The 23,452-nt window shown below is 63.0% G+C and carries 19 protein-coding genes and 1 pseudogene; 10 read left to right on the plus strand and 10 right to left on the minus strand.

Going from position 1 to position 23,452, the window contains the following annotated elements; translation table 11 throughout:
* Positions 1 to 4 precede the first annotated feature (4 nt).
* Entirely contained in the window at positions 5 to 1,393 is a 1,389-nt protein-coding gene (locus AC07VU_RS27710) for an S-type pyocin domain-containing protein (protein WP_495030846.1), read from the minus strand.
* 287 nt (positions 1,394 to 1,680) lie between these two features.
* Here AC07VU_RS27710 and AC07VU_RS27715 point away from each other — a divergent pair, with 287 nt between their 5' ends.
* Both AC07VU_RS27715 and AC07VU_RS27720 read left to right on the plus strand, forming a co-directional pair.
* Positions 1,681 to 1,911, plus strand: a complete 231-nt coding sequence (locus AC07VU_RS27715) for a hypothetical protein (protein ID WP_007925461.1) — start codon at positions 1,681 to 1,683, stop codon at positions 1,909 to 1,911.
* A 6-nt stretch (positions 1,912 to 1,917) separates the two neighbouring features.
* Positions 1,918 to 2,688: a phytanoyl-CoA dioxygenase family protein gene (locus tag AC07VU_RS27720; RefSeq protein WP_495030847.1), complete on the plus strand. Its 771-nt coding sequence runs from the start codon at positions 1,918 to 1,920 to the stop codon at positions 2,686 to 2,688.
* 12 nt (positions 2,689 to 2,700) lie between these two features.
* On the opposite strand, the gene AC07VU_RS27725 is transcribed toward AC07VU_RS27720, so the two are convergent.
* Positions 2,701 to 3,603, minus strand: coding sequence for a LysR substrate-binding domain-containing protein (locus tag AC07VU_RS27725; protein ID WP_277588781.1), 903 nt, complete (start codon positions 3,601 to 3,603; stop codon positions 2,701 to 2,703).
* A 160-nt stretch (positions 3,604 to 3,763) separates the two neighbouring features.
* On the opposite strand from AC07VU_RS27725, the gene ydiJ reads away from it, so the two are divergent.
* On the plus strand, positions 3,764 to 6,832 hold the full coding sequence (gene ydiJ / locus AC07VU_RS27730) for a D-2-hydroxyglutarate dehydrogenase YdiJ (RefSeq protein WP_277588782.1): 3,069 nt from the start codon (positions 3,764 to 3,766) through the stop codon (positions 6,830 to 6,832).
* Positions 6,833 to 7,105: 273 nt separating this feature from the next.
* Here the strand turns inward: ydiJ and AC07VU_RS27735 are convergent, their stop codons facing one another.
* From AC07VU_RS27735 to AC07VU_RS27755, 5 genes are all read right to left on the minus strand, one after another.
* Positions 7,106 to 7,330: a hypothetical protein gene (locus AC07VU_RS27735; protein WP_007925467.1), complete on the minus strand. Its 225-nt coding sequence runs from the start codon at positions 7,328 to 7,330 to the stop codon at positions 7,106 to 7,108.
* Positions 7,331 to 7,532: 202 nt separating this feature from the next.
* Positions 7,533 to 9,068 carry an FAD-dependent oxidoreductase gene (locus AC07VU_RS27740; RefSeq protein WP_495030848.1) on the minus strand — a complete coding sequence of 512 codons (1,536 nt, stop codon included), beginning with the start codon at positions 9,066 to 9,068 and terminating at the stop codon, positions 7,533 to 7,535.
* 242 nt (positions 9,069 to 9,310) lie between these two features.
* Entirely contained in the window at positions 9,311 to 9,769 is a 459-nt protein-coding gene (locus AC07VU_RS27745; protein ID WP_274303132.1) for a metallophosphoesterase family protein, read from the minus strand.
* A gap of 157 nt (positions 9,770 to 9,926) precedes the next feature.
* On the minus strand, positions 9,927 to 10,109 hold the full coding sequence (locus tag AC07VU_RS27750; RefSeq protein WP_274303130.1) for a general stress protein: 183 nt from the start codon (positions 10,107 to 10,109) through the stop codon (positions 9,927 to 9,929).
* Between the two features lie 251 nt (positions 10,110 to 10,360).
* Positions 10,361 to 10,918 (minus strand): ATP-dependent Clp protease proteolytic subunit, encoded by a 558-nt coding sequence (locus tag AC07VU_RS27755; RefSeq protein WP_274303128.1) that lies wholly within the window; start codon positions 10,916 to 10,918, stop codon positions 10,361 to 10,363.
* Between the two features lie 197 nt (positions 10,919 to 11,115).
* On the opposite strand from AC07VU_RS27755, the gene AC07VU_RS27760 reads away from it, so the two are divergent.
* Positions 11,116 to 11,325 (plus strand): hypothetical protein, encoded by a 210-nt coding sequence (locus AC07VU_RS27760; RefSeq protein ID WP_253364422.1) that lies wholly within the window; start codon positions 11,116 to 11,118, stop codon positions 11,323 to 11,325.
* 48 nt (positions 11,326 to 11,373) lie between these two features.
* On the opposite strand, the gene AC07VU_RS27765 is transcribed toward AC07VU_RS27760, so the two are convergent.
* Positions 11,374 to 12,765, minus strand: coding sequence for an aldehyde dehydrogenase family protein (locus AC07VU_RS27765; RefSeq protein ID WP_495030849.1), 1,392 nt, complete (start codon positions 12,763 to 12,765; stop codon positions 11,374 to 11,376).
* 101 nt (positions 12,766 to 12,866) lie between these two features.
* Here AC07VU_RS27765 and ptrR point away from each other — a divergent pair, with 101 nt between their 5' ends.
* Positions 12,867 to 13,745, plus strand: a complete 879-nt coding sequence (gene ptrR / locus AC07VU_RS27770) for a putrescine utilization regulator PtrR (protein WP_009043954.1) — start codon at positions 12,867 to 12,869, stop codon at positions 13,743 to 13,745.
* Here the strand turns inward: ptrR and AC07VU_RS27775 are convergent.
* The gene (locus AC07VU_RS27775; RefSeq protein WP_495030850.1) at positions 13,742 to 15,265 is read right to left on the minus strand and encodes a sensor domain-containing diguanylate cyclase; all 1,524 of its coding nucleotides are present in this window, start codon (positions 15,263 to 15,265) and stop codon (positions 13,742 to 13,744) included. The two genes, ptrR and AC07VU_RS27775, sit on opposite strands and share 4 nt — an antisense overlap.
* Positions 15,266 to 15,433: 168 nt before the next feature.
* Entirely contained in the window at positions 15,434 to 17,851 is a 2,418-nt protein-coding gene (locus tag AC07VU_RS27780; RefSeq protein WP_492570431.1) for a DUF3772 domain-containing protein, read from the minus strand.
* A 493-nt stretch (positions 17,852 to 18,344) separates the two neighbouring features.
* Between AC07VU_RS27780 and AC07VU_RS27785 the strand changes: the two are divergent.
* The 5 genes and pseudogenes from AC07VU_RS27785 (at position 18,345) to AC07VU_RS27805 (ending at position 23,440) form a co-directional block, all read left to right on the plus strand.
* Positions 18,345 to 20,419 (plus strand): annotated as a pseudogene (locus tag AC07VU_RS27785) (type VI secretion system Vgr family protein).
* Positions 20,416 to 21,270: a DUF4123 domain-containing protein gene (locus AC07VU_RS27790; protein WP_495030851.1), complete on the plus strand. Its 855-nt coding sequence runs from the start codon at positions 20,416 to 20,418 to the stop codon at positions 21,268 to 21,270. Before AC07VU_RS27785 ends, AC07VU_RS27790 begins: the two are co-directional and overlap by 4 nt.
* Positions 21,270 to 22,043 (plus strand): hypothetical protein, encoded by a 774-nt coding sequence (locus AC07VU_RS27795; protein WP_253365213.1) that lies wholly within the window; start codon positions 21,270 to 21,272, stop codon positions 22,041 to 22,043. Before AC07VU_RS27790 ends, AC07VU_RS27795 begins: the two co-directional genes overlap by 1 nt.
* Before the next feature lie 12 nt (positions 22,044 to 22,055).
* The gene (locus AC07VU_RS27800; RefSeq protein WP_495030852.1) at positions 22,056 to 22,664 is read left to right on the plus strand and encodes a hypothetical protein; all 609 of its coding nucleotides are present in this window, start codon (positions 22,056 to 22,058) and stop codon (positions 22,662 to 22,664) included.
* Positions 22,664 to 23,440, plus strand: a complete 777-nt coding sequence (locus tag AC07VU_RS27805) for a hypothetical protein (RefSeq protein WP_274303116.1) — start codon at positions 22,664 to 22,666, stop codon at positions 23,438 to 23,440. The genes AC07VU_RS27800 and AC07VU_RS27805 overlap by 1 nt, the downstream gene beginning before the upstream one ends.
* Positions 23,441 to 23,452: the final 12 nt, after the last annotated feature.

The raw sequence follows: 23,452 nt of genomic DNA on the forward strand, positions 1-23,452 counted from the left end.
CATATCAATACCAGCCTTGTTCCTGATGGAGGTTATGCAGGTCGCTTCGTGCCTTTTCGACTTGCTCTTCGGTGAAGCCTTCTTCAAGCAGGAAGGGTTTGATGGCTTCGAGGTTGCTGTCTACGGCTGTGTGCAGGTCAGCGGCATCCTTAGCCTGCTGGGCCTTGTTGTTTCTACCGCCATACGTCTCACTGTACTTTTGGTGCACCTTCCGGGGAATTGCAATGCTGGGGGCTTTCAGTAGGTGTTTCCTTATTTTTGCTTCGGGTATGCCCGGAACGTTTTCATTCAAAAAAAACTCCAACGCCTTCTGCGACGGTATGTGATCAATATCCAACCCATCCTTGGCGCTTCTACTGGAAAGATCATTCGCCGGGCCGACTTCCAGTGGGTTGACCATGGGTTTGGCGAAGACCAGGTACAACGAGCGCAGGCCGCTGCCGATCGGGAAGGTGATGATGCAGTCTTCGACCTTGAACTCGTCGAGGGGCGCGCCCTGGAGTTGGCTGTCGCCGCCTTCGGCGATGGGGTGGACCATGAGGTTGGCCAGTTCGTCGGTCACGCCCGGGTAGGGCGTCGGGGCGGTGACCACCGGGCCGTTGTGCGGTGTCCAGGTGATGGTGAGCGTGCCGAGGTGGGCCTGCATGGCGTTTTTGTCGGCGTTCCAGTGGGCCTTGATCACCGGGACGCTGTCCTGGCCCGACTGGGCGCTGGTGTGGATGCCATGGATTTGCAGCGCGCCCTGGCTGTCGCGACGGAACTGGAAGCGCACCCGGGTAGTGGCGGCGCGCAGCTCGCGCAGTTGTTCTTCGCTGTAGAAGGCGTCGTCGCCGAGCCGGGTCGGGGTCATGGCCAGGAGCAGCACCTGTCCCGCCGGGCCGCCGAGGGTCCTGGCCGCGGTGCCGGCCATCTGCACTGACCAGGCGAAGCTCCTGAGGAGCCGTTCGCCGGCGACCCTGCCGAGCCCGACCTCGGTGGCCGAGGAGGCCATCAGCATGGTCTTGCCGAAATTGCCCGCGGGCTCGCTGGCGCTGCCGGCCTGGGTGGTGCCCCAGGGGACGCTGCTGATGGACTTGGCGAAGACCAGGTCGGTGCGGGGAACGGGATCGGGCCAGGGATCTGGCCGAAGGTAGACCGGCTGCGGTTCGGGTGCGGGGCAGAGCAGGTTGCCGATTCCTGCGCTGGAGTTGTCGGTGACCAGCACCCAGTCGCCGTTTCTGACGGCGGCCAGAATTTCCCGGTCGCTGTGGATGCTGTAGTGCTCGCGCAACAGCTCGTCCAACCCTTCAAGGCTTGACCTGTTGTGTTGCAGGGCCATGCGCACCTGGGCTTCGGCGAAATACGGATCGTGCGCGTTCCATGCCTGCCGGTCGGAGGCTTTCAATAAGCGCATGTCAGTAAGCGCAAATCAGTAAATGCATGAGCGGCCCCGGCTTCTGGATAGGCCACGAATGCTAGGGGGCCACCCCGGTGCGGCGCTTTAGGCCCTTTCTGAAACGCTCGAAAGAAAACTCGCTTGTGGGCCGGCGATAAAACCGGCGATCCATTTCTGGCGCTAAACGCTGCCGTTCGTCACGGCGCACGGAGCGGGGTTCAACTTTTGCCCACAATGATTTTCACAGCCGTTGTAAGGGCCGCACCAGGCCCGGAGGGGCTGCTATCCGCCGGAGGTTGAGCCAGATGAACGACGACTCCCTGGACGAAACGCTCGAGGAACGCCGTCAACGCCGGGTGGCGCGGGCGCTGAGCCTGAACCCCGACGAAGTGGCGCGCTGGGTGGTGGCCATGGAGGAGGACGGCAGCGGCATGGGCTATGTCATCGAGTTTTCCGCCGCCACGCCGGTCGGGGTGCTGGCCAGGGTGCCGGGGCTGGGTAGCGACCGGCTGATCAATATCGGCCCCATCGACTAGCCCGCCATGACCCACGTTCAACCCCCGTCAGCACTGACCGCCGAGCGTCTGCGGGCATTGCACAGTGAGGGTTTCGTGCTGCTGCCCGGAGTGCTCGACGGGTTGCAGATCCAGCTGCTGCGCCGCGCTATCGACGGCCTCAAGCCCCAGCATTGGGACTACAGCGGCTTGCTCGAACACTACAAATGCGTGTTCAACCGCGACCCACTGTGGCTGGCGTTTCTCGACCTGCCGGGGGTGATCGAGCTGGCCGAAGCGGCGCTGGGCGACGATTGCCATGTCATCGGCCAGACCGCCTGGCGCTGCCATCCGGGCTTTCAAGGGATGGGCCTGCACCTGGATTACCTGGCGATGCAGCTGCCGAGCAGCCTGCTCAGCGATCCGGCCTTCGAGCTGCCGATGCAGATCTGCACCTGCCACCTGTACCTGGACGATATCGACCAGGACCTGTGCCCGACCCGCGTGGTGCCGGGCAGTCATCGCGCCGGGCGGCCGCCACGGGCCGGCGAGGAACATTGGCATGGCCAAACTGCCCAGGCCGTGCTGTGCCAGGCTGGCGACGCGCTGATGTTTCGCAGCGAACTGTGGCATGCCGGCAGCGAGAACAGCAGCGCCGAACGCATCCGCTATCTGCTGCAGGTGCACTATGGCCGGCGCATGGTGGCGCAGAAGTTTTCGCCGTACCTGCACTGGCGCTTCAACCCCGAGGTGCTGGCGGCGGCCTCGGCGCGCCAGCGGCGGTTGCTGGGCGAGCATGAGGAGGCCGAGTACGACTGAGCGAAGGGACTGTCAGCTGTCGGGAAAGGGGATCGACAGCAACCAGCGGCTGAACGCCTGCAGCGATGGCAGGTGCTGATAGCGGCTCGGGTAGGCCAGGTAGTAGCCGCGGCCGCTGTCCACCGGCTCGAACAGCGCCACCAGCTCGCCGCTGTGGATCTCGTCCTGCACCAGGATGCGCGGTACCAGGCCGATGCCGATGCCGGCGACCACCGCCTGGATCAGGTGCGCGGTCAGTTCGAACCCCGGGCCCATGCGCATCGCCCGCGGATGCAAGCCGTTCTGCTCGAACCACTCGGGCCAGGCGTCGGGACGCGACACCACGTTCAGCAGCAGCTGCCCGGCCACCTCGGCGACGGACATCGAAGCGTGCTCGGACAGGGCCTTGGGGCTGGCCACCACCGTGAGCTTTTCCGACAGCAGCCGATGGGCCTCGTAGCCGGGCCAGTGGCCGGTGCCGGCGCAGATGATCGCGTGCATGTCGGCGGTGTCTTTCGACAGGTCGCTGGTGACGATCCGCGAATGGATATGCACCAGGGTGCCCGGGTGGCTGGCGTAAAAGTCATGCATGCGCGGCAGCAGCCATTTCGAGCCGAAGGTCGGCAGCACCGCCAGGTGCAGCGGACCGCCGCCAGCCTTGTGGGCGATGGTCTGCAAGGTGGCGTTGCGGATCCGCGCCAGGGCCGCCGCTAGTTCGTGGTGATACAGGGCGCCGGCGGCGGTCAGCTCGATATGCCGGCCGTCACGGCTGAACAGCGGCACTTCCAGCAGTGACTCCAGGGCCTGGACCTGGCGGCTGACGGCGCTCTGGGTCAGCGCCAGTTCTTCGGCGGCCTTGGTGAAGCTGCCATGCCGCGCCGCGGCCTCGAAGGCCACCAGCACCGACATCGACGGAGTGAGACGTCTGGGGTTCATTCATAAAACTCATGAAAAAAGCACATGAAATACATTTGCCCACGGTGCAAGGCTTTAGGAAAATAGGCTTTTTCGGCTGGCCGCCGCCCCTCGGGCTGCGTGCAAGCATACGTGTTTTGCATGCACCGCTGCGCCTTTTCTCTGCCTGGAAACCATTTTGATGATTGCTCTGCTTGCCCCCGAACGCGACCCGCTGGCCCACTACCAAAGCTTCCTCGACGCCCTGGCCGCGGACGGTTTTCGTGGCGAGATCGCCCGTGACCTGGGCCTGCGCACGGTGCTGGCCACCGACAACTCGATCTACCAGCGGCTACCGCAGGCCGCGGTCTTCCCCCGGGATGTCGCGGACGTGGAACGCCTGGCGCGGCTGGCGGCGAGCCCGGAACATCGCGCGGTGGTGCTCACTCCCCGTGGCGGCGGCACCGGTACCAACGGCCAGTCGCTGACCGACGGCATCGTGGTCGACCTGTCGCGGCACATGAACCAGATCCTCGAGATCAACGTCGAGGAACGCTGGGTGCGGGTGCAGAGCGGGGTGGTCAAGGACCAGCTCAACGCCGCCCTCAAGCCCCACGGCCTGTTCTTCGCCCCGGAGCTGTCGACCTCCAACCGCGCCACCGTCGGCGGCATGATCAACACCGATGCCAGCGGGCAGGGCAGCTGCACCTACGGCAAGACCCGCGACCACGTACTGGCGTTGAGCACCGTGCTGCTGGGCGGCAGCCGCCTGGACAGCGCGCCGATCGACAACCGCCAGTTGACCGAAGAGGCCGCGCAGCCCGGGCGGATCGGCGAGGTCTACCGCTGTGCCCAGGACATCGCCGACCACCAGGCCGAGCTGATCGAGGCGATCTTTCCCAAGCTCAATCGCTGCCTGACCGGTTATGACCTGGCGCACCTGCGCGAGAGTCCAGAGCGCTTCAACCTCAACAGCGTACTGTGCGGTTCCGAGGGTTCCCTGGGCTTTATCGTCGAGGCACGGCTGAATGTGCTGCCGATTCCCCGGCACTCGATCCTGGTCAACGTGCGCTACGCCGGCTTCATGGATGCGCTGCGCGATGCCAAGGCGCTGATGGCGCTGAAGCCGCTGTCGATCGAGACGGTGGATTCCAAGGTGCTGATGCTGGCCATGCAGGACATCGTCTGGCACGGCGTGGCGCGGTATTTCCCGGAGCAGGCGGACGCCCCGACCCTGGGCATCAACCTGATCGAGTTCAGCGGCGACGACCAGGAAGAGCTGGAGCAGCGAGTCGACGCCTTCGTCCGCCACCTGCAGCAGGACAATTCGGTGCTGCGCCTGGGCCATACCCTGGCCATCGGCGCCCAGGCGGTGAACCAGGTGTACGCCATGCGCAAGCGCGCGGTGGGCCTGCTGGGCAACGTCCAGGGCGAGGCGCGGCCGCAGCCCTTTGTCGAAGACACCGCGGTGCCGCCGGAGAACCTGGCGGACTACATCCTCGAATTCCGTGCGCTGCTCGATGGCTACGGCCTGCAATACGGCATGTTCGGCCATGTCGATGCCGGCGTGCTGCACGTGCGGCCGATCCTCGACATGAAGGACCCCAAGCAGGCGGCGTTGATCCGGCCGATCTCCGATGCGGTGGCGGCGCTGACCCACAAGCACGGCGGCCTGTTGTGGGGCGAGCACGGCAAGGGCCTGCGCTCGCAGTACGTGCCGGACTATTTCGGTGAGCTCTACCCGTCGCTGCAGGCCCTGAAGGCCGCGTTCGACCCGTTCAACCAGCTCAACCCCGGCAAGATCGCCACCCCGGCCTCGGTGCCGGAGGCGCGCCTGACCCGGGTCGACGAAGTGGTGCTGCGCGGCGAGCTCGACCGCACCATCGACGAGCGCGTCTGGCAGAGCTATGACAGCGCCCTGCATTGCAACGGCAACGGCGCCTGCTACAACTTCGACCCGGACGACGCCATGTGCCCGTCGTGGAAGGCCACCCGCAACCGCATTCATTCGCCCAAGGGCCGCGCCTCGCTGATCCGCGAGTGGCTGCGCCTGCAGGGCGAGCAGGGGGTGGATGTGCTGAACGGCGGTGGCGCGCGGCTTTCCAATCTGGCCCGGCGCGTCTACAACAGCGCAGCGCGGCTGGGCGGGCGCGAGGACTTCTCCCATGAGGTGTACGACGCCATGGCCGGTTGCCTGGCGTGCAAGTCCTGCGCGGGGCAGTGCCCGGTCAAGGTCAATGTGCCGGAGTTCCGCTCGCGCTTCCTCGAGCTGTACCACGGCCGCTACCTGCGCCCGCTGAAGGATTACCTGATCGGTTCCCTGGAGTTCAGCGTTCCCTATCTGGCGCGCTTGCCGCGGCTGTACAACGCGCTGATCGGCGCGGCACCGGTGAGCCGGGCGCTCCAGCACCTGGCGGGGATGGTCGACAGCCCGTTGCTCAGCACCCTGGATTTCCAGGCGGTGTGCCGCCGGCGCAACGTGCGCATGGCCAACGCCGCGCAACTGGCGGCGCTGTCCGCCGAACAGCGCGAACGCAGCGTGATTCTGGTGCAGGACGCCTTTACCCGGTTCTTCGAAACGCCGCTCGCGGCCGAGTGGCTGGAGCTGATCGAGCGCCTGGGCTTCCAGATCTACCTCGCGCCGTTCGCGCCAAACGGCAAACCCTTGCAGGTTCAGGGCTTCCTCGGCGCCTTTGCCCGGGCCGCGCGCTACAACGCGCAGTCGCTGCTGAAGCTGCAGGCCAGCGGCGTGCCCCTGGTCGGCCTCGATCCGGCGATGACCCTGGTCTACCGCCAGGAGTACCGCAAGACCCTGGGGGCGGCTCAGGCGCCGGAGGTGCTGTTGCCGCAGGAATGGCTGGCCCGGGTGCTGCCTGCAGTACCTAGTGAGGCATCGGCCGAAGCGAACCCGACCGCCGAGGCCGAGCCCTATCAGTTCCTTGCGCACTGCACCGAGAAAACCAATGAGCCGGGCAGCATCGGCCTGTGGCAACAGGTGTTCGCGCGCATGGGGTTGAAGCTGCAAGTGCTGGCCAGCGGTTGCTGCGGCATGTCCGGCACCTACGGCCACGAGACCCGCAACCTGGCCACTTCGCAGGTGATCTACCAGCAGTCCTGGCAGCCGCTGGTGGCCCGCCACGGCCAAAGCGGCCGGCTGCTGGCCGATGGTTACTCCTGCCGCAGCCAGGTCAAGCGCCAGGAGGGGCAGGGCCTGCAGCATCCACTCCAGGCTCTGCTGGAACAACTGCGCAAACGCCCGCTAGCGACCTGACGACAGGGGGCGATGTAGCCGCTGCCGAGCCCGCGAGGCTACGTACGGCAACGCAGTTGCCGCAAAGCCTGAGTCCGTGGTCTGCCTGGAAAAACGCGGTGTCCGGTCCAGCGCCCGCTGCGCGGTCGTGCGCAGCCTGCGGCAGCGGCTACACAGGCAACGTGGTTCCTGTAGCCGCTGCCGAGCCTGCGAGGCTGCGCTCGGTTTGGGCGGCATTCCGACGCAGCGACCGCAAACCCAGCATCCCGGATCTTCCCGCCGGCGCGGGGGGCTTCAGTCGGTGCCGTCCATCAACTGCTTGATGCGCAGCCAGTCGTTGCGCGCTTCCAGGTATTTTTCGTTGGCCCGCTGCTTGGCGCTGCTGAACAGGGCCAGGCGGTCGTCGTCGACATGGTCGGTATTAAGCAGCTCATAGGCCTGGACATCCAGGCGGTCGGCTTCGGCAAACAGCCGGGCGTTGTTCGCCAGCTCGCGGTTGATTCGTTCTGTCCTGCTCATGGATGCATCGTCCTCCTTAATCCTGCATAGGGCCGGCCACGGCAAGACACCTGAGCCCATGGGTATTCACCTTGCACCGGGTGCCTCGGCCGCTGGCCGAGATATCGAGACCCTGCCTGAATTTGGAGAATCGCCTTTTACCGGGGGTTCCATGGCGCTGCCGAGTGGTTGTCGGCAGCGCGCGGATGGGCGCGGGTCAAGGTTATTCCGGCGTGCCATGGATCAGCTCCAGGGCCTCGCTGCGCGACAGCGGCCGCTGCATGCGCTGCGACAACAGGGCCATGGCCCGCGGGTATTCGCAGGCGACCACCGACTCCACCTGTTCGTTGAAGCACAGCAGGGCGATAAAGCGGTACTGCTCCGGCTCGCCCTCGAAGACGATCTGGTTCCAGCGGCGGGCGTGGCCGAGCACCTCGAAGGTCTGGTCGTAGAAGTAGGTCCAGAAGAAGGGCACCACGCTGAAACTCAGCTGCTCGCCGAGCATGTTGCACGCCGCGAGCTGGCCTTGTTGCTGGGCCACGCGCCAGTGTTCGATGCGCTGCGAGCGGCCGTCGCAGGGGTAACTCACGAGATCGCCGGCCGCCCACAGGCCGTCGGCCACGGCCAGGCCGGCATCGGCCTTGAGCGAGCCGTCCTCGGCGCGTTCGAGGCCTGCGACGAAGGCCGTGGCAGGGCTGACGCCGGTGCCGAACAACACCAGGTCGACGGCGATGCGCTGGTCGTTGTCGAGGACCACCTGTTGCACCTGGCCTTCGCCGACCAGGGCCCGGGCTTCGCAACCGGCGTGGTAGATCACCCCGTGCCGTTCGTGCAGGGCCCGTATGGCGCTGCCGATGCGTTCTCCCAGTTGGCGTTGCAGCGGTACCGGGTGGCGACCGATCAGGTGCACCATCAGCCCGCGCTTGCGCAGGGCCGAGGCGGCTTCCAGGCCGATAAAGCTGTCGCCGACGATTGCCACGCGTTTACCGGGGCGGGCCTGTTCCAGCAGGCGCGCGGCATCCTCCCGCGAGCGCAGCATGAACACCCCCGGCAGGTCGGCGCCTTCGATGGCCGGCAGGCGCGGTTCGGCGCCGGTGGCCAGGAGCGCGGCGTCGTAGTCCAGGCGCTGGCCGTCGGCCAACAGGATCTGTCGCCGACGTGGGTCGAGGCGCAGGACCTCGGCCTGCAGCACCTGTAGATCGGCCTTGCGATAGAACTCCGGCTCGAGCAGGGCCGGGACTTCATCCGGCGGCATCTCGCCGGCCAGCACGTATTTGCTCAGGGCGGTGCGGTCATAGGCGGGCCGCGCTTGCTTGTCGATCCAGGTCAGGTTCCGGGCGAAACCCTTGGCCCGCAGGGTCGCTACCGCGGCGGCCCCGGCGGCACCGGCGCCGATTACCAGCAGCCGGCGCGAGTCGGCCTGCCGTGGCGGAGCGGGTTCGGCCATGGGCTGGTCGGCAACCCAGACCCGATTGTCATGGCGGATGTCGACTTTGTAGCGCTTGAGGCTCGCCAGGGGCGGCGGCTCGCAGACCCGCCCGCTGTCGCAGGCAAAGGCGCCCTTGTGCCAGGGGCAGATCAGGCGCCCCTGATACACCGCGCCCTGTTCCAGGGGCGCCCCGGCGTGAGGGCAATCGGCCTGGTAGGCCCGGACCTGATCGCCGGTGCGAACCAGCAGCACGGCTTCGGCGCCGACCTGGACCCGGGTGCCGCGGTCTTCGGGCAACTGGTCGAGACGGGCCACGACATAAAAGGTCATCGCTTTTCTCCTGCGCGTTCCGCGCCCTCGGCCATCCTGGCGCGCCACCTTCTCGGGGGCGCGGGGCCGGGTACGGAATCTTCTGCTCGAGGGCGCAACGCGGCCCGGCCAAGTGGCTTCGCACGGCTTTCGTCATGAACGCCGCCATTCGCTGGATTAAGTGTGGACCCTGCAAAGCCCGGCCGATGGGCATGCTCCGATAGCCGGTCATGCCCGGGCCAGGCCGCTAGACAGCCAGACCGCTAGACCGCCAGTTCGATCACACGGCCTTCGACCCGGCCGGCCTCAATGGTCAGATACCCCAGGCTGACCGGCAGTTTGAAGCGCCTTGGCCCGGCGCTGCCCGGGTTGATATAGAGCACATCGTCCTGCCAGAACTGCAGCGGCCGGTGGGAGTGGCCGGTGACCACTACCCGCACGCCCGGCGGCAGGGGTTTCGGCACTTCGGCCAGGACATGGCAGAGCAGCAGGTCGACGCCATCGAGCTGCACGGTGAGGTGATGGGGCAGGGCGCGGGCCCAGTCATGGGGCTGATCGACATTGCCGAATACCGCGGTCACCGGCGCCAGGTGTCCGAGGGTGGCGAGCATCTGCGGGTCGCCGATATCACCGGCATGCAGGATATGCGCGCAGCCCTGCAGCGCCGCCAGCGCGCCGGGACGAAGCAAGCCATGGGTGTCGGAGATCAGGCCTATTTTCATGCGTCGCTTTTCATCGAAGGCTGTCTAATGTGGTTTCGCCGTGGTGCAAGCATAGCCGGTAGCGCTCGACGATAACCGGCGCGGGCAGGCCGGTGGCATGGGCGGTCCGGGCAAAAAAAGCCGGAGTGCGTCAGGGACGACACTCCGGCGTTGTGGATCAGGCTTTGCGGGTACCGCCGCCAGAGCCTTGGGTGCCGCCTTTCTTGCCTGCGTCAGGGGCTTTTTGCCGATCGGCGGGGATGTTGCCCCCCGAGCCCTGGCCGCCGGATTTCTTGCCGGCCGGGGAGGTTTTTTGAGTGTCCTTGTTGCCCATGAGTGGGTTTTTTCCGCTGGTAGCCATTTTTTCAATCCTCGATAGTGAGCGATTTGACACCTCGCAAGATTGGGAAACACAACCGCAAACAAAAGTTTGAAAAAGTTTCTTGCGGGACGACGAGTGGACTGGTCGTGAGGGGGCGAATGCATGCCGGCTCCAGCCTGTGCGTTTATGCCCATGGCCCGTCCGCTTCGGCGGCGCTTTTTATGGTTCTCGTAGCGGGCGAGCATCGGTTGGGTGCTTAGGTCGTGGGTCATGTGTTTGGGGCTGCGCGATCAGCCGCCCGAGACTTTCCAGTGCCTGACGTCGTCGGCGAAGATCACCTGGCGCACCTCGTGGGCGATGCCGTAGGCCAGCGACTCATGGGCGGCGATGACCTTTTCCTCGGCCGACAGGCATTTGAAGATATCCAGCTGGGTCGCCGCGTCAGCGGTTTCCAGCTCATAGATTTTCACGTAGCGCGCCAGGTCGTTGTCCAGGCTGGAGAGGTATTCGCGCAGGCGCTGGTGATCCACCGAGTTCTGGCTGAAGTACCAGTTCATCGGGTGGATCAGAAAGCGCGAATGCGGCGCGGTGATGCGCCGGTTGGCGGCGAGAAACATGATGATGCCCATGGACTCGATGTTGCCGGCGTTGATCGCGCACAGCGGCACCGGCAGCGATTTGAGAAAGGTGTAGAGGGTGAAGCCGAAATTGGTGCTGCCGCCGGTGGTGGAAAGATTCAACAGCAGCGAGGTGGCGCCTTGTTCGATGGCTTCCAGGCAACTGTCGCGAAAGCGTTCGGTGGTGCCCTGGTCGATCTGGCAGTGAAAATGCACGATATGCTCGGTCATCGGACGGCCTCCCGGTGCGGGCCACGGTGCGTGACCTGGCTCTACGATTGAGCCCGGATGGCGGCGAAAGTTTCGCTGAGCACATGTCTGGCCAGGAGGGCCGGGCGACCGCTTATCCATTGCCTCGCACCCGAAGGCCCGGCCCAGTGCCTAACGGAGTAGGGCCCGGATTCACCGGGCCTGTCGTGAGGTGCACCATGTTCCAGTCGATGCATGACCCCAGCGAGCCCGGCACTCCTGAACCCGACCCTCTGCAACCGGCTCGCCGGCACGACCCGGTGATCGATCCCAACGTCAACGACGATGCCGAACGCGATAAGCGGCGTGACGATGACAGGGAACGGCCAATGATCCCCGATCTGCCGGCACCGAACGAACCGACGCCACTGTCCGATGACCGCCGCTGACCGTGACACGACGGGTGGCTGAAGGAACAGGAGATCGGGGGTGGGAGGTCAGTTGCGGTCCAGCCATACCGTCTGTGCGTTGCAGAACTCGCGGACGCCGAAGTGCGACAGCTCACGGCCGAAGCCGCTTTTCTTCACACCGCCGAAGGTCACCCGCGGATCGCTGGCGCAATAGCCGTTGATGAACACGCCGCCGGTTTCCAGTTCGGCGGTCAGGCGTTCGGCCAGGGCGACATCCCGGGTGTAAATAGTCGAGGCCAGGCCGAATTCGCTGTCGTTGGCCAGTTCCAGGGCGTGTCGCGCATCCCGGGCGCTGATGATCGAGGCCACCGGGCCGAACAGTTCCTGCTTGAACGAGGTCATCCGGTCGGTGACGCCGGCTAGCACCGTCGGCAGGTAGAAGTTGCCCGGGCCCTCGGCCTTGGCGCCGCCCAGCAGCAGGGTCGCGCCTTCGCTCAAGGTGGCCTGCACTTGCGCGTCCAGTTCGTCGCGCAGGTCGAAGCGCGCCATGGGGCCGATGTAGGTGGCGTCGGCCAGCGGATCGCCAACTACCAGCTGGCGAGTGGCGGCGACGAACTTCTCGGTGAAGGCCTCGACCACCCCTTGCTCGACGATCAGGCGCTTGGCGGCGGCGCAGACTTGCCCGGTGTTCTGGTAGCGGCCGATGACCGCGGCCTGCACGGCGGCGTCCAGGTCGGCGTCGTTGAGCACGATAAAGGGGTCGGAACCGCCGAGTTCCAGCACGCATTTCTTCAGGGCCGCGCCGGCCTGGGCGCCGATCGCCATGCCGGCGCGCACGCTGCCGGTCAGGGTTACGGCGGCGATCCGTGGGTCGGCAATCGCCCGGGAGACGCCGTCCGCGGTGACGTTGATCACCTCGAACACGCCCTGCGGGAAACCGGCGCGCTGGAAGGCTTCCAGCAGCAGGTAGGCGCTGCCCATGACGTTCGGCGCATGCTTGAGCACATAGGTATTGCCGGCGATCAGCGCCGGCACCGCGCCGCGCAGCACCTGCCAGATCGGGAAGTTCCACGGCATCACCGCGAGGATCGGGCCCAGCGGCCGGTACTCGATGCGCGCCTTGCCGCTCGGCACCGCGGTCGGCTCGGGGGCGAGCATCGCCGGGCCTTCAGCGGCGTACCACTCGCAGAGCTGGGCGCACTTCTCGATCTCGCCGCGGGCCTGGGCGATTGGCTTGCCCATTTCCAGGGTGATGCTGCGGGCCAGGGTTTCGCCGTTGTCGCGCAGGGCCTTGGCCAGGGCCAGCAACAGGGCCGAGCGCTGTTCCAGGCTGCTGCGGCGCCACTGGGCGGCGGCCGCGGCGGCGCGGGCGAGGGCGGCGTCCAGCGCCTCGGCGGATTCATAGGGGTAATGGGCAATCTGCTCGCCCGTGGCGGGGTTGATCGAAAGGGCGTGGGTCTGGCTGGAAACCGGGGTCATGGCAGCGTCCTGTGGGCTGGGGAATGGCCGCAGGTTAGGCTGGTACAGGGCTTATGAAAACTGAATAATAAAGAGCATATCTTTCACGTTTGGAGAATGAGATGGATCTGGTGCAGCTGGAAATCTTCAAGGCGGTGGCCGAGCAGGGCAGCATCAGCGCCGCGGCGCAACTCATCCACCGGGTGCCCTCCAACCTGACCACGCGGATCAAGCAGCTGGAGCAGGATTTGGGGGTGGAGCTGTTTATCCGCGAGAAAAGCCGCCTGCGCCTGTCGCCGGCCGGCTGGAGTTTCCTCGACTACGCCCGGCGGATTCTCGACCTGGTGCAGGAAGCGCGGCTGACGGTCGCCGGCGAAGAACCCCAGGGCCCGTTCTCCCTCGGCTCCCTGGAAAGCACGGCGGCGGTGCGGATTCCGGCCTTGCTGGCGGCCTATAACCAGAAGCACGTCAAGGTCGAGCTGGACCTGTCCACCGGCCCCTCCGGGACCATGATCGATGGCGTGCTGTCCGGGCGCCTGACCGCGGCTTTCGTCGATGGCCCGGTGCTGCACCCGAGCCTGGAAGGCGTGCCGGTGTTCGACGAGGAAATGCTCATCATCGCGCCGCTGGGGCATGCGCCCATCACCCGCGGGCGCGACGTCAACGGCGAGAGCATCTACGCCTTTCGCGCCAACTGCTCGTACCGTCATCACTTCGAACGCTGGTTCAGCGAGGATGGCGCGGTGCCGGGCAAGATCCACGAACTGGAGTCCTACCACGGCATGCTGGCCTGCGTCAGTGCCGGCGCCGGCCTGGCGCTGATGCCGCGCAGCATGCTGGAAAGCATGCCGGGCTGCGGCACGGTGAGCATCTGGCAGCTGGCGCAGCCGTTCCGTTTCCTGCAGACCTGGCTGATCTGGCGCCGCGGCACGGTATCGCGCAGCCTGACCCACTTCGTGCGCTTGCTGGAGGAGCGCGGGGCGGTATCGGCCAGCGCCTAGGAGGTCGGCACGGTCTGATTGCGCCCCGCGCGCTTGGCCATGTACAGCGCCGAGTCGGCCTGCATCAAGAGGGTCTTGAACTCGGGCGTGGCGGGCACGCAGCTGTAGACGCCGAGGCTGATGGTCACGACGCCGCCGGGGTTGTCGACATGCTCGATCGCCAGTTCCTGTACCGCCAGGCGGATGCTCTCGGCCAGCACGTAGGCGCCGCCAGGCTCGGTGTCCGGCAGCAGCACCGCGAACTCTTCGCCGCCGTAGCGCACTGCCAGGTCCGAGGGGCGCCGCACGCACTGGCTGATGGCCCGGCTGACGGCGCAGATGCAATGGTCGCCCGCCACATGGCCATAGCGGTCGTTGAAGCTCTTGAAGTGGTCGATATCGAGCATGATCAGGCTGATCGACGAGCGCTGCCGGGCCGCCCGCAGCCACTCCAGTTCCAGGTTGCGCTCCAGGTGCCGGCGGTTGGCCAGGCCGGTCAGGCCGTCCTGCAACACCAGGGTCTCCAGCACCGAGCGGGCTTTCTTCAAATGGCTTTCCACCCGCAGGCCCTTGCGCACCTGTTTGAACAACAGGATGCCGACCAGCAGGTTGATCAGCAGCACCACGGCGATCATCGCGGTCAGCTGGTAGGTATCGGCGCGCCAGCTGCTGAGAATGGATTCCCGGGAGTTGGCCGCCGCCACCACCAGCGGGTACTTGTACAGCACCCGATAGCCGAACAGGCGGTCGACGCCGTCGATGATCGACTTGACCATGACCGTGTCGGCGGGGGCACGGGGTATGTGCACGGAGAAGATTTCGCCCCGGGCCAGGGACGCACCGATGAGTTTCTCGTCGAACGGCCGCCTGGCGATGATCGTGCCCTGGGGCAGGGCGAGAAAGATCGCGCCCTTGTCGTCGATGCTGAAACGATCGAAGAAGGTGTCGAAGTACTCCATCTTGATGGTCGCCAGCACCACGCCCTTGAAGTTGCCCTGGGCGTCGTTGACCCGGCGCGAGAACGGGATCACCCAGTCGCCCGTGGTCTTGCTGCGCAGGGCCGCGCCGACCCTGGGGGACAGGGTTGCGTTCTCGCGGTGGAACTTGAAGTAGTCGCGGTCCGAGTTGTTCGCCTTTGGCGGCTTGTAGTCGAACGAGGTGAGCACCCAGTTGCCTTCCCGGTCATAGAAGAACAGGCCGTGCAACTGTTCGGTGGTGAACACGCGCTTTTTCAGCAGCTTCTGGGTTTTTTCCAGGGCCTGGGGCGACAGGTCGTCGAGGCGCTCGATCAGCTCTTCGAGAATCAGGTTGGCTTCGTCGAAGGTATCGGTCGCCTGTTGTGCCATGGACAGGGCCAGGTTGCCGGAGATCAGCCGGGCTTGCGCCAGTTCATGGGCCTTGCTGTTGATGACCTGGATGCCATAGATGCTGAGAATCGACACCGCGACCACCATCAGGAAGGCGATGGTGACCGCCAGTGCGGGAAGTCGTTTCGACTCCAGGGCAATGTCTTCGGGGCTGATGCCGGGTTTTCCGTCCATGGTGTTCCTTGTCTTGCCGGAAGTGAAACAGGGCTGTCGTCGGGCTCCTCGATGACAGTTGCCGCTCGTTGAAAAAGTTGCCAGGGCCTTAGCCACGATAGCTCAGTGCTTTCCATCGCAAGATAAAAAACAGGGCGCTCGCCGGCGGTGCGCCCTGCAGGGGCCGGTTCATGCGCTGGGCTGGGCCGGTGGCTCGCCAGCCGCCTTGTCCTGGCTGTCGCTGATCAGCATCAGGTTCTGCGGCGACGACAGGGCGATGCCCACTTCGCGCAGGCGCCCGAGGATGGTGAACAGCAGGTCGCTGCGGGCACCGGACACCGAGCGCGGGCTGCCGACGTAGCCGCTGACGCTGATGATCAGGCCGTTGCTGGTCAGGTCCTTGAACGATACCGAGGTCGCCGGCGCCTTGAGAATCGCCTCGTGCTCGGCATAGGCCTGCAGCAACAGCTCGCGCACCTGCAGCACATCGGTTTCCAGGGGCAGGGTCAGGGTGATGCCGACCACGCCCAGGGCGTTGTCCATGGTCACGTTGCGCACGTTCTGCGAGATGAACTGCGAGTTCGGCACGATCACCGTGGAGCGGTCGGACATCTGGATTTCCGTGGCGCGCACGTTGATCCGCCGGATATCGCCCTCGACCCCGGCCAGGCTGACCCAGTCGCCGACCTTCACCGGCCGCTCGGTGAGCAGGATCAACCCGGAAATGAAGTTCTGCACGATGGCCTGCAGGCCGAAACCGATACCCACCGACAGGGCGCTGACCACCCAGGTCAGGTTGGTCAGGTTGATCCGCAGGGTCGACATCACCACGATCGCCAGCAGGACAAAGCCGATGTAGCCGACCAGGGTCACCAGCGAGGCACGCATGCCGGCGTCCATGTTGGTTTCCGGCAGCAACCGCTCGCTCAGCCAGCGCTTGAGCACCCGCACGGCGAACATCCCGCCGACCAGGAACGCCGCCGCCAGCAGCAGGTCCTGGGGCACGATGTTGAGGTTGCCCAGGGACCGGCCGCTGACATCCAGTTGGGCAAAGCCTTCCAGCAGTTCCCCCGGGCTCGATCCGGACGGCATGAAGGCCAGCAGCGCCGCGGTGAACAGCAGCAGGGTCCGGCCGATGCCCGCCAGCACGGTGGTGGCCTGGGCCTGGTGGCGCGGCGACAGGCCCAGGGCCGCCGCCAGCGCCAGGCCGCCGGGCTGCTTGGGCGACAGCAGGGTTTCGCAGAGGTCGCCGAAGCAGGCGATCAGCAGGTAGGCGCTGGTGGTCACCACGCTGATCCACAGCAGCTTGACGGTGAGGAAGTACGCCAGGCTCAGGTAGCCGCTGAGCAGCGACAGCAGGATCACCGCCACCCAGACCGCCACGATGAAGGGCAGCAGCCCGGCGATGCCGGTGGGGCGCTCCAGCTCGAAGCGCCGGCGGGTACGGCGATGGCGCAGCAGGGCGAAGAAAAAGATCAGCGCGGTGACCAGCGCCGTCAGGCCGTTGACCGCCACGGTCAGGGCCAGGCTGCTGGCGATCACGCTGTTGATCCGTTCCTCGCCGGCGGTGAGCAGCAGCGCCAGCGCGAGGATCAGCGGGAACGGCCCCAGGGCCGTGGCGATCTGATCGGGAATCGGCGGCAGGCGCCAGGACGGGCGCGACAACATCAACATGGCGCGGCCGAGGCCGACGATGAAGGAGCAGAAAATCAGCAGGGTCAACCACTGGCCGATCAGGTTGAGCACATCGGCGCTCAGGGTCGCGCTGTTGACCAGCCCCCAGCGCAGCAGCGAGGCGGCGGCATTGATGGTGACGATGGTCGCCAGCCCCACGGTCAGCGCTAGGGCGCTGCGGCGCAGGCGGCCTTCGGGCAGCCAGCGGATCATCGACCAGATCGCCAGGCGTTCCAGCAGGCGCCGGCCGACCACCCAGATCAGCGCCGCGATGACCAGCGTGGTGATGAACAGCCCGCGATTGCCGGGGGCCAGTGCCGTATCGAATGCGGTCCAGACCTCATCGGAGAGGCGGTTCAGGCGCCTGAGGTCATCCTCGGTCGGGCGGATCAGCGTGGACCAGAAGGCCGGGCTGAGGGGGCTCGCCGAGCGGGTGCTGATCTGCGAATTGAACAGGCTGCGCCGCAGGTTGATGATCTGCGCGGCGAGGTCGCGGCCGGACTGGCTGAGCAGGTTGGCCTGGCGCTCTTCGTCGAGCAGGTTGTCCTTCTGCGCGCTCAGCACCTGGCGCTGGCTGGTCAGGCTGGGCGCTTCGTCGGGCAACGGTGGGCCGAGGACCTTGAGTTGGTCGTCCAGGCGCTCGATATCGGTGGCGCGCAGGGCGATCAGGCTGTCGGCCTGCTTCTGCACTTGCAGCGCGGCCTGGCGCAGGTCCGAGAGCAGGTCGTCGTTACCGCTCGCCGACACGCTCTGGCGGATCAGCTCCAGCCGGTCGTTGAGCTGCTCAAGATCCGCGCCCTCGGCCAGCAGCGGCAGCTGATTGCGGGCAACACTCTGCGGCCCGGACGCCGGGGCCGCGAAGGCCGGCAGCGCAATACACAGCAACAGGGCCAACAGCCCCATCCCCCAGCGGTTCTGTCTCACTCGCCGCATCTGTCATGTCCTCTTTTGCTGTTCACCAGCCCTGACGAGCATAGACCGCGCCATCGCGGCATAAATTCCCCGGTGGGCGGCCCGCAGCCATGGCGATCAGGGTGGCGCAGCATGCCGGTTTACACGGCGTTCGAGAACGGGGTGGCGGTGAAAAAATCCACCGAAAGGCGCCTGGACGCGAGGGATCGGTCCGGTGCAGTCAGAACCCGTAGCATTCCGAGCATTATTGGCTGCTTGGACCAAGAGAAACTTAAGGTCGTAAATCGCCCCAGCCAAACAGCACCTTCGCTTGAAAAACGCCATAACCGGATCGACATGGCGATGCCTTATCCAACTCATTCTGAATACCGATAATTCAACCGGTATTTTGGGAAAGCTCCCAAATATTTCCTTTGTCTCGCTTGTTAGCGTGAAGGCGTTTTGCTTCCTGCTTACCCACAGAAGCCTTTGCCCTCTATGGGACCACGCAACATGATTGGAAAAGGAACATGGGATGTTCAATGCAAGTCCACAGACGCAGTTCAGCCTGACCCTCAACGACTTCAAGCACGACCTTCAGGTCCTTTCCTTCACTGGCCAAGAATCCATCAGCGCGCCGTATTCATTTGATCTGGAGTTGGTCAGCGAACGGCCCGACCTGGACATTGAAAGTCTATTGCACAAGCAGGCCTTTCTGGCCTTCAACAACAGTGGCGCCGGTATTCATGGGCAGGTTTATCGCATCGCGCAAGGCGACTCCGGTAAGCGTCTGACCCGTTACAGCCTGACCCTGGTCCCGCAGTTAACCTATCTGGCGCACCGGACCAACCAACGAATATTCCAGCAGCAAACCGTGCCGCACATCATCGCGCAGGTTCTTGAAGAACACGGCATCCAAAGTAACGCCTACCAGTTTCAACTGGGGTCGATCTACCTAGCCCGTGACTACTGCGTCCAGTACAACGAATCTGACCTCTACTTCATTCAGCGCCTGTGCTGGGAAGAAGGCATCCACTACCACTTTCGGCACTCGCAACAAGGCCACGTACTGGTATTGGGTGACGACCAGACGACATTCCCCAGGCTGAACAGACCGACAGCCTATGTGCAGGACAGTGGTCTGGTTGCCGATGACCCCGTGATCAAACGTTTTAGCCTGCGTCTTGCGACCCGCACCAGTCGAACCACGCAACGTGATTACGACTTCGAGAAAGCCCGCATGACGCTGGAGGCGGACTACCGCCCAGCGACCGAGAGCGGACAGCCTGATCTGGAAGATTACCGCTACCCTGGTGGTTTCCTTCAGCGCGAACGGGGCAAGCAATTGAGCCAACGGACCCTGGAAGGACATCGTGCCGACTACCGTCAGGCCGAAGGTAAAAGTGATCAACCCTCGCTGGTCACTGGCCACTTTCTGGAGCTGTCCGACCATCCACGCCAAGAGTGGAATGACCTCTGGTTGCTCACTTCAATTCGCCACGAAGGCTTGCAACCTCAGGTGCTGGAAGAAAGCCTTCCCAGTGACACCAGCGACCACAAGGACGACTTCCATCAGGGCTACGCAATACCTTTACCGCGACACCGTGGGACGTGTTCTATCGCCCACAACAGGCCTACGAGAAACCTCGGATACTCGGCAGTCAGACCGCTTTGGTCACCGGCCCCAGAGGCGAGGAAATCCACTGTGATCAATATGGGCGGGTCAAGGTCCAGTTCCATTGGGACCGCGAAGGTCAGACAGATGATAAAAGCAGTTGCTGGCTACGTGTCGCCTCCAGTTGGGCAGGAACCAGCCACGGCGCGGTGACCATCCCTCGGGTCGGTATGGAGGTACTGGTTTCATTCCTGGAGGGCAACCCGGATTCCCCCTTGATCAGCGGATGTCTAAGCAACAGCGCTAACCCTGTCCCTTACGAACTGCCCGCTCACAAGACTCGCAGCGTCTTGCGCAGTCGCAGTTCGCCCGACAGCACTGGCTTCAACGAATTGCATCTGGAAGACCGTAGCGGCCAGGAGCTGATCTACCTGCGCGCCCAACGTGACATGGAACAGAAAGTCGAAAACGATAGCCGCTTGGAAGTCGGCAACGAACGTAAGGAAATCATCAAGGGCAACAGCATCGTCGTGCTGGAAGCTGAAGACCAGCGCACCGTCACCGCTGACCGCAAAGTGCAGCTCAAGGCCAACGACTACTTGTTGGTAGATAACAGCAGCCATACCCGCGTAGGCCAAGCGCTGGTCGCCGAAGCGGGGCAGGAAGTCCACCTTAAGGCCGGAGCCAATCTGATTCTGGACGCAGGCGCCAGCATTACCTTGAAGGCCGGTGGTCAACACATCGTGATTGGCCCTGGCGGAATCTTCAGCAGTTCCGATATTCAACTCGGTGGTGCCCCGGTAGGAGGCACTGCGGCCAATCCCATATTGCCTGGGGCACTGACAGCCCTGATGACCCCTCCAGCACTCGCGCCGATGATTGCCCCCTCCCAGAATGCCCTGATGGCCATCTCCAAGGTGAAAAGCGCTGATTTCTGTCCGATCTGCGAGGCCTGCAAAAATGGTGTTTGCCTGACTGAAGGAGCCACGGCATGACCAGAACGGCGCCTCAGCGATGGATGATCGAGCAACACCGCCTTGGGCATTCGTTATGCCTGATTCTGGACTCGGAGGGTGAACTCAACACTCGCCAGCTTCTATTAGGCAGTCAGGATGCTGGCCAGTATTGCAGCGTGTACAGCGAGACACCGGTCGCCGATCTGGCGGATGCAGGGCCTTTTATATTCCTCATCGACAACCCTGGAGATGGACGCTTGAACGAGTTGCTCAAGGCGCCTGAAAGGAACTGGGGTTGGTTGGCCAGTGTTGCGCCAGAAGCAGGACTGAACGAGCTGGTCAGACATTGGCGCGAACGGCTGATTGTCGGGATACGCCCCCATCAAGCTCTCTACCGCTTTCACGACAACCGTGTGCTGAGCCGCGCACTTGGGCACTTGGCCATTGAGGACGTTCCTGAATATCTGGGCCCCGCAATCAGCGTCTGCTACTGGCAGGGAGAACATTGGAAAGCCCTTGGCAATCCAGCCCCAGACAACCGTCCAGTCCCCAGGAACCCTGCATGGTGGAGCGTGCCCGCCGAGGGCGACCAATCGGCCCATCTACGCGAGGTCAATGCCCGTCGCTATCTATTGGCAGAGCATATGGAGGCCTACGCCCAAATGGCCGAGCAACAAGATCCCGACCTATGGCTTAGCGCTCAGTTGGCCTTGGCGGACGCCTGGGGCTGGCAGTTGCCGGAGCAACTGGAGTTCTTATTGGCCCAGAGCTTAAGGGAAACAGACGGTACGCTTGTCGAACGCTGGCAGGCGCATCTTGAGGAAACTCCGACAGCTCATTTCCAGCGGGTTTATCAGGCAACGCAATTCTGGCAAGGAGACGCCTCGTAATGACACGAACATTTAAAAGCCTGTTTTGGGGTTCCTGTACGGCCCTGGTAGCAGGGTGCGCTGTTGGTAAGTCGGAAAGTTTTATCTTTACTGCTGATCTGCCACCCAATTTTGCTTATTACGCGATAGCTAAATATGCACCTGCCGAGGGAGAAACCTGTACGGTGACTCTCGACGATAATCCATACCTGGGTTTTAACAGAGAGTGGCGAACGGAATACAAATCGGAACATGAAATTCCAATTTATCGCACAGTTAAAGGCTGTCGACTGGTCATCTATAAAATTGACTTGGAAATAAATGCCACTTATGGAAAATCCCGTGGAGATTTCAGCGGCGACACAACGGCAATCGCTATTAGGAAAGAACTGGGAGAGCAATATAAAGGAACTTTTGATGCCGCTGGAGAAAGCGCCATAAATGGCCAGTGCCAATGGTCGTTTCGCACTATCGGACCTGATCGCTATATTACAAAGCTCCTCGAATGCAAAAAAGCTGACGCTCAGGGCATGGTGACGAAAGGGCGTCCCGTTGGGGCTTACACCTTGGATCAACTGCCGGGTAAAACCGTGAGGCTGAATATCAAACTGGCTGATGAGGAAAAGCCATCTATAGGCGATACGTGGGTCAAGGTCCCGGGTGGCTGGAAACGTTGCATGGGCAAAAGCTTTGAAGATCAATATGCATTCTGCTTCGGCAACTATAAAGACTTCAGTACATTCCGCATGCCCGATGGCAAGCAATGCTCCATTTACCCTGGCTGCACAGAATAAGGAAATCACTCAATGGCCACCTTGGATGAAGAATTAAAGCACCCGTTAAATAACCGTATGTTTACCTGCCCTGTTCAAGGTAAATGGACCAGCTTTCAGTTAGTCGATGAGTTTGGCGAGGGCGTGCCATACGCAGGACTGTCTTATAAAGTCATCGATGCAGAGGGATATACATATACCGGAAAGCTCGACGGCACGGGCAAAGGCAAAGGCAAAGTAGATAATCATTTTGCCGGCCCAATAGCATTAATCATCGAAGAGAAGTACCAAGGAAGCAATGAGCTTTATGCCTATCTACAACAAAGACAGTTCTACCCACTCCCAATAACTGAACTCCAAGTTCGCGCCGAGCAAACCCGTTACCTCCATAAAGACGGCTCTCGAACCAAAAGCAATCCGGCGCAAGCCTGTGCGGATTTCTTTTGCCAAGTCGAAGTTCGTCATTTCGTCGAGCATGTGATACCGCCCCCGAAGCAACTGGGGTTCTTGTTGGCCCAGAGTTTAAAGGAAACAGACGGTACACTTGCCGAGCGCTGGCAGGCGCATCCTGAGGAAACTCCGACAGCTCATTTCCAGCGGGTTTATCAGGCAACGCAATTCTGGCAAGGAGACGCCTCGTAATGACACGAACATTTAAAAGCCTGTTTTGGGGGAGCTGTATGGCCCTGGTAGCAGGGTGCACTATTGGTAAGTCGGAGAGCTTTACCTTTACCACCGATATGCCTTCTAACTTTACTTACGAAGCCGTGGCTCAATATGCTCCCGTCAAGGGAGAAACCTGTACGGTTAAAAAAACGGATGTTGGCTACAATCAAAGATGGCATTTGGATTACAAGGAAAGATACAAGCCCGACTCTGAAATTCCCATATATCGCACTGTCGAAGGTTGTCGACTGGCCATCTATCGTGTCGAATTAGATATTTACGCTGCTTATGGAGAAGACTATGGAGACTTCAGCAGCGATACGGCAGTAATTGTTGTTCGTGAGCAGCTTGAAGAACACCAAAAAAGATTTTTTGATACTGCTGGAGAAAGCACCATAAATGGTCAATGCCAATGGATGTTTCGTACAGTTGGTCCTAAGCGATACATAAGAAAACTCCTCGACTGCAAGAAAGTTGACGCTCAGGGAGTGGTGACGAAAGGGCGTCCCGTTGGGGCTTACACCTTGGATCAACTACCGGGTAAAACCGTGAAGCTGAATATCAAACTGGCTGATGAGGAAAGACCGGGGTGGGGTGATACCTGGGTCAAGGTGCCTAATGGCTGGAAACGCTGCCTGGGCAAAGGCCTTGAAGATCAAGACGCATATTGCTTCGGCAACTATAAAGACTTCAGCACTTTCAAAATGCCGGATGGCCGTACTTGTACCATTTACCCTGGCTGCACAGAATAAGGAAATCACTTA

This window comes from Pseudomonas sp. GW821-FHT02B10 (genome assembly GCF_059421865.1).

Excerpts from the sequence above, each read along its gene's own strand:
- AC07VU_RS27710 (WP_495030846.1), bottom strand. The coding sequence starts at position 1,393 with ATGCGCTTATTGAAAGCCTCCGACCGGCAGGCATGGAACGCGCACGAT.
- AC07VU_RS27715 (WP_007925461.1), top strand. The coding sequence starts at position 1,681 with ATGAACGACGACTCCCTGGACGAAACGCTCGAGGAACGCCGTCAACGC.
- AC07VU_RS27720 (WP_495030847.1), top strand. The coding sequence starts at position 1,918 with ATGACCCACGTTCAACCCCCGTCAGCACTGACCGCCGAGCGTCTGCGG.
- AC07VU_RS27725 (WP_277588781.1), bottom strand. The coding sequence starts at position 3,603 with ATGAACCCCAGACGTCTCACTCCGTCGATGTCGGTGCTGGTGGCCTTC.
- ydiJ (WP_277588782.1), top strand. The coding sequence starts at position 3,764 with ATGATTGCTCTGCTTGCCCCCGAACGCGACCCGCTGGCCCACTACCAA.
- AC07VU_RS27735 (WP_007925467.1), bottom strand. The coding sequence starts at position 7,330 with ATGAGCAGGACAGAACGAATCAACCGCGAGCTGGCGAACAACGCCCGG.
- AC07VU_RS27740 (WP_495030848.1), bottom strand. The coding sequence starts at position 9,068 with ATGACCTTTTATGTCGTGGCCCGTCTCGACCAGTTGCCCGAAGACCGC.
- AC07VU_RS27745 (WP_274303132.1), bottom strand. The coding sequence starts at position 9,769 with ATGAAAATAGGCCTGATCTCCGACACCCATGGCTTGCTTCGTCCCGGC.
- AC07VU_RS27750 (WP_274303130.1), bottom strand. The coding sequence starts at position 10,109 with ATGGCTACCAGCGGAAAAAACCCACTCATGGGCAACAAGGACACTCAA.
- AC07VU_RS27755 (WP_274303128.1), bottom strand. The coding sequence starts at position 10,918 with ATGACCGAGCATATCGTGCATTTTCACTGCCAGATCGACCAGGGCACC.
- AC07VU_RS27760 (WP_253364422.1), top strand. The coding sequence starts at position 11,116 with ATGTTCCAGTCGATGCATGACCCCAGCGAGCCCGGCACTCCTGAACCC.
- AC07VU_RS27765 (WP_495030849.1), bottom strand. The coding sequence starts at position 12,765 with ATGACCCCGGTTTCCAGCCAGACCCACGCCCTTTCGATCAACCCCGCC.
- ptrR (WP_009043954.1), top strand. The coding sequence starts at position 12,867 with ATGGATCTGGTGCAGCTGGAAATCTTCAAGGCGGTGGCCGAGCAGGGC.
- AC07VU_RS27775 (WP_495030850.1), bottom strand. The coding sequence starts at position 15,265 with ATGGACGGAAAACCCGGCATCAGCCCCGAAGACATTGCCCTGGAGTCG.
- AC07VU_RS27780 (WP_492570431.1), bottom strand. The coding sequence starts at position 17,851 with ATGCGGCGAGTGAGACAGAACCGCTGGGGGATGGGGCTGTTGGCCCTG.
- AC07VU_RS27790 (WP_495030851.1), top strand. The coding sequence starts at position 20,416 with ATGACCAGAACGGCGCCTCAGCGATGGATGATCGAGCAACACCGCCTT.
- AC07VU_RS27795 (WP_253365213.1), top strand. The coding sequence starts at position 21,270 with ATGACACGAACATTTAAAAGCCTGTTTTGGGGTTCCTGTACGGCCCTG.
- AC07VU_RS27800 (WP_495030852.1), top strand. The coding sequence starts at position 22,056 with ATGGCCACCTTGGATGAAGAATTAAAGCACCCGTTAAATAACCGTATG.
- AC07VU_RS27805 (WP_274303116.1), top strand. The coding sequence starts at position 22,664 with ATGACACGAACATTTAAAAGCCTGTTTTGGGGGAGCTGTATGGCCCTG.